Source organism: Acinetobacter johnsonii ANC 3681 (genome assembly GCF_000368805.1).
GTDB classification, from domain to species: Bacteria; Pseudomonadota; Gammaproteobacteria; order Pseudomonadales; family Moraxellaceae; genus Acinetobacter; species Acinetobacter johnsonii.
On sequence record NZ_KB849704.1, the window covers coordinates 225,260 to 238,639 of the forward strand.

General features: G+C 43.2%; 9 protein-coding genes and 3 tRNA genes. 4 read left to right on the forward strand and 8 right to left on the reverse strand.

Annotated elements, in window-relative coordinates:
- On the reverse strand, positions 1–765 hold the full coding sequence (locus F946_RS03300) for a sulfite exporter TauE/SafE family protein (RefSeq protein WP_004978883.1): 765 nt from the start codon (positions 763–765) through the stop codon (positions 1–3).
- 232 nt (positions 766–997) lie between these two features.
- Between F946_RS03300 and F946_RS03305 the strand changes: the two genes are divergently transcribed.
- The gene (locus tag F946_RS03305) at positions 998–2,095 is read left to right on the forward strand and encodes an HPP family protein (protein ID WP_035326371.1); all 1,098 of its coding nucleotides are present in this window, start codon (positions 998–1,000) and stop codon (positions 2,093–2,095) included.
- A 96-nt stretch (positions 2,096–2,191) separates the two neighbouring features.
- Here the strand turns inward: F946_RS03305 and F946_RS03310 are convergent, their stop codons facing one another.
- Positions 2,192–2,467, reverse strand: a complete 276-nt coding sequence (locus F946_RS03310) for a PspC domain-containing protein (protein ID WP_004692583.1) — start codon at positions 2,465–2,467, stop codon at positions 2,192–2,194.
- 281 nt (positions 2,468–2,748) lie between these two features.
- Here F946_RS03310 and F946_RS03315 point away from each other — a divergent pair, with 281 nt between their 5' ends.
- Positions 2,749–3,393, forward strand: coding sequence for a hypothetical protein (locus F946_RS03315; protein WP_004978888.1), 645 nt, complete (start codon positions 2,749–2,751; stop codon positions 3,391–3,393).
- 143 nt (positions 3,394–3,536) lie between these two features.
- On the opposite strand, the gene F946_RS03320 is transcribed toward F946_RS03315, so the two are convergent.
- From F946_RS03320 to F946_RS03340, 5 genes are all read right to left on the reverse strand, one after another.
- Positions 3,537–3,612: transfer RNA gene (locus F946_RS03320), tRNA-Lys, on the reverse strand.
- A gap of 102 nt (positions 3,613–3,714) precedes the next feature.
- A tRNA-Lys gene (locus F946_RS03325) sits at positions 3,715–3,790 on the reverse strand.
- 19 nt (positions 3,791–3,809) lie between these two features.
- Positions 3,810–3,885 (reverse strand) — tRNA-Lys (locus F946_RS03330).
- A gap of 130 nt (positions 3,886–4,015) precedes the next feature.
- On the reverse strand, positions 4,016–5,857 hold the full coding sequence (locus F946_RS03335) for a long-chain-acyl-CoA synthetase (protein WP_004978889.1): 1,842 nt from the start codon (positions 5,855–5,857) through the stop codon (positions 4,016–4,018).
- A gap of 170 nt (positions 5,858–6,027) precedes the next feature.
- Complete coding sequence (locus F946_RS03340) at positions 6,028–9,510, reverse strand: Rne/Rng family ribonuclease (RefSeq protein ID WP_004978890.1); 3,483 nt, start codon at positions 9,508–9,510, stop codon at positions 6,028–6,030.
- Positions 9,511–10,267: 757 nt separating this feature from the next.
- On the opposite strand from F946_RS03340, the gene F946_RS03345 reads away from it, so the two are divergent.
- Positions 10,268–11,206: an RluA family pseudouridine synthase gene (locus F946_RS03345; RefSeq protein WP_004978892.1), complete on the forward strand. Its 939-nt coding sequence runs from the start codon at positions 10,268–10,270 to the stop codon at positions 11,204–11,206.
- A 281-nt stretch (positions 11,207–11,487) separates the two neighbouring features.
- Positions 11,488–12,156 (forward strand): HAD-IA family hydrolase, encoded by a 669-nt coding sequence (locus F946_RS03350; protein ID WP_004978894.1) that lies wholly within the window; start codon positions 11,488–11,490, stop codon positions 12,154–12,156.
- A 260-nt stretch (positions 12,157–12,416) separates the two neighbouring features.
- Here F946_RS03350 and F946_RS03355 read toward each other — a convergent pair whose 3' ends face one another.
- A complete protein-coding gene (locus F946_RS03355; RefSeq protein ID WP_004978896.1) occupies positions 12,417–13,094 on the reverse strand; it encodes a DUF1345 domain-containing protein in 678 nt (225 codons plus the stop codon).
- Positions 13,095–13,380 lie beyond the last annotated feature (286 nt).

The following is a 13,380-nucleotide window of genomic DNA, read 5'->3' on the forward strand; positions in this document are numbered from 1 at the left end:
CTAAGCATTAATCAGTTGCAGAGCTTGCCAAAATGAGCTGAGCGCAAGTAAGGCTAAGATCCCTAAAATCAATCTTTTAAATTTTTCCTGAGACAGATAACGTCTGATACGCTCACCAATGTACACACCGGCTAAGGCTATGATGAGTAAAAGAATTAACAGCTGATTTTGCTTGGTGTCGAAGTGACCTAGATGTGGAAATAGCAGAACCATTTGAATCAATTTACTGACAATAAAGCACAAGTTACTGATGATAATAATGTCTATTTTTTGGTGTTTTGAGCTTAAAAGGTACATCATTAAAAAAGGAGCCATTGCATTGGTTGCACCGCCAATGACTCCTGCTAAACTGCCAAATATCAGCATATTTAAAGTCGTAGGTTGAATGTTCATAGGCTGTGAGCGGAATTGATCCGCAAGGTAAATAGAAAGAATCAACGCCAATGATAGTTTGAGAAAAGCTTCACTCAGCATCAGTAAAATTTTTACCCCAATAAAACTGGCGATCAAACTGCTTAAAATAAGTGGCCAATACTGCTGGATATAGTGCGCTAAGCTCTGTTTGATGCTACGGGTTTTATCTGCTCTTAACATCACAAGATTTAGCGCTAAACATGGTAAGACAACCAGTGCTACTGCTGTCTGCATGGGATATTGTATGGAGAGTGCTGCTGTGCTCATCATCGGAAAGCCAAAACCACATAAACCATGCAATACTGCAGCAAGAGCGCAAATGAACAGTGAGAACCATTCTAATTGTGTCATTCTTTTACATCTTCCGTGTTGTTCTGGTGCTGTTCTACCATAAGCTGAATAGTGTGATGAGGTAAATGCTCAGTTTCACGAATATGTTGGAGGTGTATATCCACTGTCCCAGTGGATATATTTGAGATAAAACGGTTTTAGTGATAATTAAAAGATATAAAATGAATACACCTTTTTGGTGTACAGGTTTTATAATTTGCGACACCTAAAAAATAGCAATGATAGGCAGATTGTGATTTATTCTCCACTTGCATGGCTCAACCAGCTAAAACCAAATTTTAAAGTGTTACCGCTAAAGGAAAGAATGCTCTGTGGCATGGGGGCTTTAATTGGTTTAGCTTTGTCTTCATTATTAAGTTGGTGGCTGCTAGGCGGGATCAATGCATGGTATATCGCCCCGATGGGTGCGTCCTCGGTGTTGCTTTTTGCCGTACCAGCCAGTCCTTTGGCTCAGCCATGGAATATTGTGATTGGGAATACGATTGCAGCCGTCATTGGGGTGACCTGCGCACTCTATATTTCCAACTTAACAGAAGCATTTAGTGTTGCTGTGGCTTTGTCGATTATTTTGATGATGACGACAGATTCTTTGCATCCACCAAGTGGTGCTGTGGCAATTACAGCGGTGCTGGGAGGTGAGACGGTACACGAGTTAGGGTATCAATTTGTGTTTTATCCTGTTCTACTTAACTCGATCCTGCTTCTCGTGATTGCGATAGTGTTCAACCGATTGCTCGGGAAGCAATACCCAACTGTGGCGCAAGTCAACACGCGTAGCACCGACCCGACCCCAACCCAGAAGGTAACCATTCAACCTGAAGATATTCATCAAGTTTTAGCCCAAGAAACACAGTTACTCGACATCAGTGAATATGATTTACAAAAACTGATTTTAAAAGCCCAAGCGCAGGCAGATACTCGCTTTCATATAGACCTACGCTGTCGGGACATTATGAGTAAAGATGTCCTCTGTTTATATGAAGATGAAGACATTCAAGTCGCTGTGGAAAAATTTAAACAGGTCAATCTAATGAGTTTACCTGTGTTAAATCGAGCGGAACAGATATGCGGTACCTTAGCTTTATATGAAGTGGTCGAGTGGTTCCAAAAGGCAACGGATTTGCGTACCTCTTGGCAAGATCAAGTCAAGCACATTATGAAACGTCAGGTGGTCACGGTACAGCCGGATCAAGAACTACAAGATTTGATCCCGTACTTTGTTGAACGTTCTTTTAACTATATTCCTGTGGTTGAAAATAAAGCTTTGGTCGGCATCATTAGCCGTGCCGATATGATTGCAGCATTATATCGTCTGTTACAACATCACTAATTTATGTGAGTGTCGTAGGCAAAAAAAAAGCTACGACACTTTGGGGGAAGTTGTCGTAGCATAAAAAGAAACTTTTTTGAGACGAAAGATGCGCGCTTATGGGTTGCGATGATCTGGATTAACGGTACGCATCGTATTGCTATAACCAGATCGAGCCTGTGGAGAATGCTCGATTTGGTCTTTTTGTTTCGGCATCACCAACCAAAGAATCAGGTAAACCAAAATTCCGGGAAATGCTGCACTTAACAGTGAAATGGTGATGAAAACAATACGAAGTAAATTTGCGTTCCAACCAAAACGTTCAGCAATACCACCCATCACACCAGCAATCATGTTTGAGCGGTTTGAGCGATATAAACCAACATTGGCCATCTAGGTCTCCTTAAAATTTAAAATCTAAGTGGCTTTATGCACTCATATTTTAAAAATGGAGATGGAATTAAGTTTTTAAAGGTGACGGAGCTAATTAAAAAGTAAAGTTATGTAAAGAGATAAAAGCTGGGGTTTTGATCAGGACTAAAATGTGCTCTATTTGGCGTTGAGCCAGCTGCTTAAAGTCAGCAAGTCATTTGAATCCGAGAAAACACTAGGGGTCAGGATGGAATATTCGTGATGGTTATGGAGATTAATCACGTGCAGGAAGTGAGTGTGGAATGAAGTTGAAGCGAAGACATCAGGGTTTGATTGGCGCATTACTGCAAGGAGCGGTGGCGCTAATTGGTGTATCGTTAGCTGGCTGTGATGGTGGGCTGTCGGAGGCGTCACAACAACATGAAAATAGCACGGTAGAGGATGCTGCTGTTACGGCTGAGTCGGGGAAGAAGCTGACTGAGGTGGCAGGGCGGGCAACCATGCAAGATGATTCGGAGTATGCACCTCGCACGCTTGATATTGGTGAACAGCAGTTTATTGGGCGTTATCGCACACAAATTCAATGTGATGGTTATTTTTTCCCTTGTGAAACAGGGAAGGCTGATTTTATTCTCAATTTTTTACCTGATGGTACGGTGCATCGCAGCATTGTACGCTTAGGCAAAGTCTTTTCGGAAAAACAACGCCCTGGCTTTTCAAACTTAAATTATCGCCGTGATACGTGGACCATGAATAAAGAGCGAACAGAGCTGATTGTCCATCGTAAAGAGGGGATTAATTTTTATTATCGCGTGGTGGATTCGCAAACGCTGCAAATGGATTTGGATAAAAGTAATAATCTAGATGCCACTAACCAAAAATTGTATGCACGAGGTTTTCCGAAATTAGAGCGTGCGTATACATTAAAGCGTGAGCCTAATTCATAGTTAAAATGGAATTGGGCAAAGCAACAGAATAAGACTGAAGAATAATAATAGTGAAGAAATGAACAGCGTGCGAATTTTATGACTTAAATAGCGTGTCGCTAAATAAATGTCATATCAATGCAATTAAAGAGGATTTAAATAAATGGTGGGTCGTCCGCGATTCGAACGCGGGACCAACGGATTAAAAGTCCGCTGCTCTACCAGCTGAGCTAACGACCCTGAGCAAGGTGTGCGAAAGAATATTCGCTGAAAGTTTAAAAAAGAAATTTTTAAAGCATTCGAACCTGAGCAGGTTTGTAAAATTAGATTTTACAAGAAAGATGGTGGGTCGTCCGCGATTCGAACGCGGGACCAACGGATTAAAAGTCCGCTGCTCTACCAGCTGAGCTAACGACCCATCAAGGGTATCAAAGGAATGGTGGGTCGTCCGCGATTCGAACGCGGGACCAACGGATTAAAAGTCCGCTGCTCTACCAGCTGAGCTAACGACCCATATCATTTGATGGAGCGTATTGTAGCAAGATATGCATCGAGCGCAAGTAAAAAATCGCAAACTTGTTGATGTTTGATTATAAATACAACAAATTTGCGATTAGGTAGCTAAAAAACAAGCAATTCGAGTTTAGAAGCGATATTGATAGGCTTGAATGTTATCAAAGACTTGTTGCGTTAAATCTGCATATGCACTGCTGTTGGGTAACAGGACCAGCAAACGTTCATCCGTTTTTTTCGGGTCAAAGGCTTGTGCTTTGAGCTTGTTCTTTTGGTATTTAAATGTTCCTGTAGTTTCAACTTGCTTTTGTACGCGTAAGAAAACGGGTACAGCATAGGCAGGGAGGCATTTTTTAAAGCTCACGAGCATTTGAGCTAAATCCTGCTCATTCAGTTCAGCGCCATCTGCCAGTGTAATCGCAGCCATTCCCGCACGACCATTGGTGTTCGGAATTTCAACACCATATACTACAGCTTCGGTGATTTTGTCATATTCACTAACCATGTTTTCAACTTCAGTCGTGGACACATTTTCGCCTTTCCAGCGGAAGGTATCGCCTAAGCGGTCGACGAATTGGGCATGACGGAAACCAATGTCGCGGACTAAGTCCCCTGTGTTGAAATAAGCATCGCCGGACTTGAAGACATCTTTAAGAATCACTGATTTATTTTTTTCAGGGTCGGTATAGCCATCAAAAGGGGAGCGGCGGGTAATTTTACCAATCAATAAACCAACTTCGCCTTTTTTGACCTTGATACAGCCACCTTTGGCATCATAAACAGGCGCATTTTTTTCTTTATCAAACTGGATAATGGCATAAGGCGTGGGTGAAAAACCGACAGTGTTGTCAAAGTTAAATACATTGCTAAAGCCGACATTGCCTTCACTCGATGCATAAAGCTCTAAAATTTCTTCAATACCAAACCGCTGTTTGAATTTGTCCCAAATATTCGGACGCATGCCATTGCCGATCATTTTGGTGACACGGTGGCCTTTTTCTAAATCTGAAGGTGATGCATCCATGAGGTAGCGACATAACTCACCCACATAGCCTATGGCAGAGGCATCGAACTTTTGCACATCTTTCCAAAAAGCAGAAGTGGAGTATTTACGGCGTAAAGCCAAGGTGCCAGCACCTGCAATCACGCCACACCAACACACCACAATACCTGTTGCATGGTACAGCGGCAAGGTGACATACATCACATCGTCTTTGTCGAGGTTGAGTACGTGCCCGTAGGTTCCATAAGCCAATGTCCAGCGGCTATGCGTGAAAATAACGGCTTTAGGTAGACCGGTTGTGCCTGAGGTATAAATATAAAACAAGCCATCTTTACCCAGCACACTGTGTGTGGTTGGGGTGTTGAACTTGGCAAAGGCATTAATTTTTTCAGCAAGATTACTGAAACCTTTTGGCGCAAGGCCTGCATCTTTTTGGGTTTCTTGGTCGGCAAACCAATAGAAACGATCCGCAGAGAGATTTAGATCATGACGGATTTCATCAACTGCGGCACGACATTCTTCACCCACGATGACTGCAATGGGTTTGACCAGATTAATACTATGCGCCAGCACTTTACCGACTTGCGAGGTATTGACTAAAGCCGCAGTAACGCCAATTTTGGCAAGTGCAATCACGGTTGCAACCAATTCAGGACGGTTTTCAATCATCACTGTGATGACATCACCCTTTTTTGCTCCAATGGATAAAAAATAATGCCCAATTTGGTTTGCCCATTCGTTGAGGGCTTGGTAACTAAATTTTTGATCTTCAAAAAGCAAGGCCATACCGTGAGGGTTGCGCTTCACTGCTTTTTCAAAAGCAATCCCGAGACCTGCTGGGGTGTTTGGGGTCCGTAAATATGCTTGTTTTAATCCACTGAGTAAGTTGGGAACTTTACTGATGAATTGAGGAAGTTTTGCTGCAACGTCGGTAATACCAATGAGGTCATGTGATGGGTGTTGGCTCATATGAATCCTAATTATTTTATGCAATCCAATGCGTTTGAATAGTGCTCAGTTTCTACACTTGTTCTTTTAATCGTTTCGGTCTAGTGCAATCAACCTAATCTGACGAAAATAACAAAAAAACCTAGCCACTGACATGACTAGGTTTTTAAAATTTACAACTCTAGGGCGAATTACGACTCAGTCGGGCTCGCTTTTTTCGGTGGACGACCACGTGGGCGACGTGGGCGAACTGGCTTGTCCGAGTCTGATTTATCCGACTCGTCCGCAGCTGTTTCCGCTACAGTTTCAGTCACTTCTGCTTTTTCAGCTTGCTTTGACGCTCTAGGCGCTTTGGCTTGAACCGGAGCAACAACAACCTCCACTTCTTCAACCGCAGCTACATCAGCCGAGCTTTTCACTTCACTGCTTTCAACGGTAACGGGTGCTTCGCTTTCTTTCGCAAGAACAGGTTCGCTTTCCTCTGGAGTTACAGTGGGTGCAGCTTCAGAAGCAGGCGTTTCTGCAACAACTACAGTTTCAGGCGCTGACGATTCAGCAACAGGTGTTGTTTCGCGTGCTTGTTTGGCTTGTTCAGCAGCAAGTTTAGCTAAACGACGACGTTCACGCGGGTCATTTGCAACACGTTGTTCAGACACAGGTGCAGGCGGTGTCAGGTCCAATACTGGAACTGGCTCTGCTTCAGGCTGCGCTTTTGTGATTTCAACATCACGGGTGACCGGTTTTTTCTCTGCTTCAACAGCAGGCGTTGTCACAGTTTTGCTTAACGTTGCTGCATACTCTTCAGTAAATTTCTGAAGGGCACGGTTGAAGGTTGGAATTAAACCAAACTGCTCAATCAGCACTGAACAGTCTTCACCATAGACATGGCGAATCAAGCTGCTGATGGTGTACTGACCTAAAGTTGGCACCTGTGAAGGTGTGAGTTTAGGTGTTGCAGTTTGCTGTGTGTGTGCAGCGCGTTGTTGGCGACGGCGTTGGCGTGGGTCATTGCTGGCACGTTTTACGCTTTCACGTGGTTTTTGCTCTGCTTCTTGTTCAGCAGGTTCTGCTACAACTTCAGTTGCTTTCTCCTGTACCACTTTCTCAGCTTTTACTTCAACTTCTGCTTTCGCAACAGCCGCTTGCTGAGGCTTGGTTTCGGTTGCAGTGTGTGCAGGCGGAGTTAATGCCACGATTTCACTTTGCGCTTGATCGACATTGACCACATGGGCTGTTGTGATCATTTCTTGACGCGGTGCTTCAATCAATTCAACTTTAACTTGAGGTTCTTGAACCACGGCTGGCGCTGTTTCAGTGGCTTGCTCATTCAGTACACTTGGGTCGCGGTGGCGATTTGGGCGTTCTGGACGAGGTTGGTTACGACGGTCACGACGTGGCATTGCATTTTGCTGTTCGTTTTGAACATCAGTGTTTTGCTGTTGCTCACCGTGTTGGCGACGTGATGAACGCTTGTTTTCACGCGGTTCTTGACGTTGCTGTTCACTGCGCTCTGGACGGTCTTGACGTTGTTGTTCACCGCGCTCAGTACGTTGTTCATGACGGTCTTGGCGTTGTGGTTCATTGCGTTCAGGACGTTGTTCATAACGATCTTGGCGCTGTTGATCTTGACGAGAGACCTGCACAATTTCTTCATGAACTTGGTTGTCATGTTGCGCATTTTGCTCACGTGACTCTTTGTGCTTATTAGGGCGCTTTTTGTTGTGGCGTGTGCCGCGTTCTTCTTTCTCTACATGCTTATCTTCACGGTGTTCAGATTTGGCATGAACAGGTGCAGCGCTCATGTAGACATTGTTGCTTGGCGCGACAGGTGCCACAGCAGGCGTGCCAACTTGACCAAACTGACCACGGCTCACTGCACCGCCATTTACCATTTGCTCAATGGCAGCAGCAGCATTATTTGCAGAGCGTGATTGATCGACAGTCGCGGCTTGTTTTTGTACAAACAAGTTTTCTAACCATGCACATGGGCTGCTTGAAGGTGCAGTTTGGGCAGGGGCTTGTTGCGCAACTTGTTGTTGTGGCGCGTTGTTACGAGGTTTTTTGTTGCCTTTTTCTTGTTGTACAGGCGCAGGAGCGGCATGTTGATGCACATGATCTGCACCATCTAAATGCCATTCTGATGACTCGTAACCCAACTCTTTTTCGCTTGAACGTGTTGCTTCTGTGCGTTCATAGCTGGTTGGTGCAAAGCCTTCAGGGTTATACGAAATTTCGTAATGTGGGGTTTCTAAGTGTGGGTGCGGAAGTACAGTCACACGAACACCTGAAGTTTGTTCGAGGTAAACCAATGTGTGACGCTTTTCATTCAATAAGAATGCTGCAATTTCAACAGGAACCTGTACTTGAACTTCCCCATGACGTTCACGCAGCGCAATTTCTTCTACTTTACGCATGATTGAAAGCGATAATGAACGCAAGTCACGAACCATACCTGTGCCATGACAGCGCGGGCAGACATAACCTGTTGCTTCTTCAAGTGAAGGACGTAGACGTTGACGGCTCATTTCCATTAAGCCAAAACGAGACAATTGACCGAATTGGATACGGGCACGGTCGCTTTGTGTTGCTTCGCGAAGTTTGGCCTCAACCATACGTTGGTTGCGGTCTTTGGTCATGTCGATAAAGTCGATCACGACCAAACCACCAATGTCACGTAAACGCAGTTGACGTGCAATTTCTTCTGCTGCTTCAAGGTTGGTATTGAGCGCTGTATCTTCAACGTCGCTACCACGGGTTGATTTTGCAGAGTTGATGTCGATTGACACTAATGCTTCGGTTTGGTCAATAACGATTGAACCACCTGAAGGAAGTTTAACTTCACGTTCATAAGCTGTTTGAATTTGGCTTTCGATACCAAAATGCGCAAATAATGGTTCATTTAGCGTATAAGTTTTTAGCTTTTCGATTTGACGAGGCATGACTGCTTTTACGAAGTTATAGGCCTCGTTATAGGCTTGCTCTGAATCAATTAAGATCTCAGCAACATCATCACGTAAATAGTCACGAATCGCACGCGTCACCACGCCTGCTTCTTGATGCACCAACATTGGTGATGGACCAGAACTTGCTGTGTTTTGGATTTGAGCCCAAAGATCAAGTAAGTGCTGTAGGTCGAGTTGTAATTCTTCTTGAGAACGGCCAATACCCGCAGTACGTACAATCACGCTCATGCCACGAGGTATATTTAACGACGCCAACATTTCTTTCAATTCTTCACGTACTGAACCTGAAATTTGACGGCTAATACCACCACCTTTCGGGTTATTTGGCATAAGTACCAAATAGCGACCAGCTAAAGAAATGAAGGTAGAAAGGGCAGCGCCTTTGTTGCCACGTTCTTCTTTTTCAACTTGAACCAAAAGCTCTGTGCCTTCAGTAATCAATTCGCGAATGTTTGAAGTTTGGCGAGGGTCTGCTTGGTAATATGAATTTGCGATTTCACGCATAGACAAGAAGCCTTGACGTCCCGCACCATATTCAACAAAGACGGCTTCTAAAGAAGGCTCAACGCGAGTCACGTGACCTTTATAGATATTGGATTTTTTTTGTTCACGGGTACGATTTTCTAAGTCAAAATCGTAAAGACGCTGCCCAGTGACAAGTGCAACGCGAATCTCTTCTGCATGTGTTGCATTAATCAACATACGTTTCATGGGTGTAACACCTAATAGTGATACACAGCAAACTATCGCTAAACACGTAGCGAACATCAAACATCACGGACCAATTTTGCTCAGATCTCAAATAAACCGATTGTGGTCTGAGTTTTATTACCTGCCTTTTTGATCGGCTTCGGTTTTGATTCACATATTGATGATGGCAATACGGCTTCAATCTTTAAACGATTAAAGTCTCCTGCGCGTTTCACTGGCGGACAAGCGGTGCATTGGATGTAAGTAACTTTCACTGTCACATTTGCTCGAAGAGCAACCCTTCTTTTTGGATAGGGTGTCTTGATACGGAATTATCATCGTACCTTTACAACTGAACAGATCCATATGCATCAACGCTGTGGCCTGAATACGACATCAGGGAGCGACTAATCTGATGTATATCAGTTTACGTTTAAAAACCAACCTTCGTTGGTCACATATTTTTTTGGGGCAAACTGATTTATGTGCAGATGCACAATTAAACCTAACAGTTTGCTGTTTTGCCGATATAATAAGCCTTCGGCGTCGGCATAATTCTTTTGGGACCGTTCCAAGCTGAGTTGAGTTATTTTCTTAACTATTCAATTTAAAATTGAAATGATTAAGCTTTTGACTCACTTATGGTGGTATCCGTGCGCTGACTATATCAAACCTTGTACCATCTGCCTATGGGCTAAGCTAGTCTTTCTTGTGTAAAGCATAGCCTAAATGGTCATTTTTTATTCAAATTCCGTATTTTTTAGGTCGCAGTAACTGTATGAATTCTACCCAACAATGGCAAAACGTGACGTGGTTTGAAGTGGACGAGCATCAAGCAGGGCAACGGATTGATAACTTTTTATTTAGCCGTTTAAAAGGTGTGCCTAAAAGTCGTATTTATCGCCTGATTCGTGAAGGTCAGGTTCGCGTGAATAAAAAGCGTATAAAAGCAGAAACTAAGTTGTCTATTGGTGATCAGATTCGTGTGGCTCCGATTCGCTATGAACAAAAAGATGAAAATGCGGCACCTGTTTCTGACAAAGTAGCACAGAGTTTACTCAGCCGTGTGGTGTATGAAGATGAGGGCTTGATGGTCGTCAATAAGCCATTTGGCATTGCCGTACATGGCGGCAGTGGTGTGGCTTATGGTCTGATTGAAGGATTACGTGCGGCAACAGGTAAAAAATATTTAGAACTGATTCATCGTATTGACCGTGATACCTCAGGTTTGGTGATGATTTCTAAAAAGCGTAGTGTGTTAAAAAGCTTACAAGACATGTTGCGTGAACACAAAATTAAGAAAACTTACGCTGCTGTAGTCAAAGGTGTGGTGAGTTTAGACAAGCAGTTAATTGATGCGCCTTTGCACCGTTATGAACTGGCGAATGGTGAACGTCGTGTGCGTGTGTCAAGTGAAGGTAAAGAGTCTAAAACGCAGTGGAATGTGGCTGAACGTTTTATGCATGCAACCTTAGTTTATGCATCGCCACTTTCAGGGCGTACCCATCAAATTCGTGTGCATGGTTTAAGCATTGGTCATCCACTGGTCGGTGATGATAAATATGGTCATGAAACAGAATATAAAGGACCGAAACCGCGTCGTTTATGTCTACATGCAATGCGTTTAGACATCCCAGGTTATGCGCCGATTGAAGCGCCTTTGCCTGAAGATATGCAGAGTATTGTGGCGCAGTTAAGAGCGCAGAAGAAGGATTAAGTCTAAACTTGAAAATGTATTCTGAGCGAAATGAGAAATCTATTCATTTGGGTATACATGTTTGGATTTAACCTTCGGTTCGACCTACTTTTGTTTGGGCAAAAGTAGGCAAAACCATTGCCATCCGTAAAACTCGTTTAGTAGCAACTTTTGATTGATAGATTGCAAAAACTTTATTTATTCAAAATTGTTTTGCCTCGAACAATTGCGGATGACATTTTCGCGTATCAAACTTTCATTTTGAGTTAAATATTTAGACTGGATTAAACAAAGAGAAAAACATGCACGAACCTGTAGAACTGATTATCTTTGATTGGGATGGGACTTTATTTGATTCAGTGGGGCAGATTGTGGCGAGTTTATTGTTTGCTGCGCAGCAATTTGAACAACCTTTAACTGCTGATGCAGCAAAAAGTATTATTGGTTTAGGTTTGCCAGAAGTCGCGCAGCGATTATTTCCTCAAGTGCCTGAGCTACATACAGAGATTCTGCAATGCTATGCCGAGCATTATGTGGCGAACTCGAAAGGCGATATTTGGTTCGACGGCGTAGCCGATATGTTGAATGGCTTACGTGAAGCGGGTTTACAGTTGGCAGTGGCGACAGGTAAAAGTCGTAAAGGCTTAGATCGAGTATTGGTACAAACACAGAGCCAAGCACTATTTGTGACAACACGTGCTGCAAGTGAAACCAAGTCCAAACCGCATCCTTTGATGTTGGAAGAAATTTTAGCTGAAACGGGTGTGTCTGCTGAACGCGCGATTATGGTCGGTGATACCAGTTATGACCTAGAAATGGCGCGTAATATTGCCATGCCGAGAATCGGGGTGAGCTATGGGGTGCATACACCTGAAACGCTCAGACAATATCAGCCTTTGGCCATCGCGGATGATGTGTCGAGCTTGCAGCAGCATTTATTGCAATATGTTGACCTTAAACAAGTGATTTAACTTGAGTCGTCTAAATATATAGCCTGTGGAAGATGGTCTGAGTGAGCCTGCCAGTTTTAGGTCGATCATCTTCAAATCTTTTGTCTTTAGTATGTTTTAAGGCGAATGAACGGTTGATTGAATTGTTGGATTTCTGATTTGAAAAAGCTCTTTCATTGGGAGCTTTTTTTGTGAGGTTTCGTCGAAAGGACTTCAATCATCGTCTTTATATTGGATGGTTGTCATTTGAGCGGATGACAAAAAAATGAAAAACAGGGTACTTAGAGCGTGATAAAACCTGCCGCAACATTGATGCTAATAGCGAGAATAGAGGTATTAAAACCATAAGCTAAAATAATGTGCAGAATATTGAGAATACGCATCGAACGTGAGGTAATGGAAACATCCGCGGTTTGTGCAGAAGTGCCAATCACATAACTAAAATATAAAAAGTCGGGATAGGTCGGTTGAGCCGTTTTGGGAAAGTCTAAGCCTGCATCTTGTTGGTCTGCGAGAGCCAGATAATAGTCATGCGCATAATGAATGGCAAATACGGTATGCATAAAGAACCATGCGCTAATAATGGTGAGTAAGGACAGCGCTAAGTGCCCATATTTGATGGTTGGGTCATTCGGAAGATGAGTCAATTCCAATACAATCGCAATTAAGCACATGAGCAAAGTCAGGATGACTAACAGTAGAATGATCCATTTACTGGCATCTTGCTGCTGTGCATGTTGCAGAATGTGCCGATGGTCAACAGACCACAGGGTGGTCATGGTTTTGATTAAATAACTTGAGACGGCAATATTCCAACTGATCAATAAATTGGTCGACCAAGACCAGTCGGTAAATGTATTCAGCAGCGTATAAAAAACAGCAGTTAGCAAAAAACTAATGAAAAAGAAGGGGCGAAATTTCATTGCTGTTTTTAAACGCTGCAAAGTGGGCATCGGCATAATTTTCTCCTTCTTCATTTTATTTTTTTTTCGTGCAGCTAAAGTTGTATTTTCTACCTCAGCATCAGTTTGTATTTGGACTTCAGTTGTAGGGAACCTGACAAAAGCCTGTTTTTCTTAGCCTATCCTAGCTTAAAAAGAATACAAATGAAAAAGCGAGATGTCATCGACATCGCTGAAAAACAAAAGGGTGAAAATACGCTTGTCTTACAGCGTATAGTTCTATGAGAAAGGCGCGTAGCTATTTATTCAGAAAACAGTGGCGCGCCGAATGGGATGAATAATT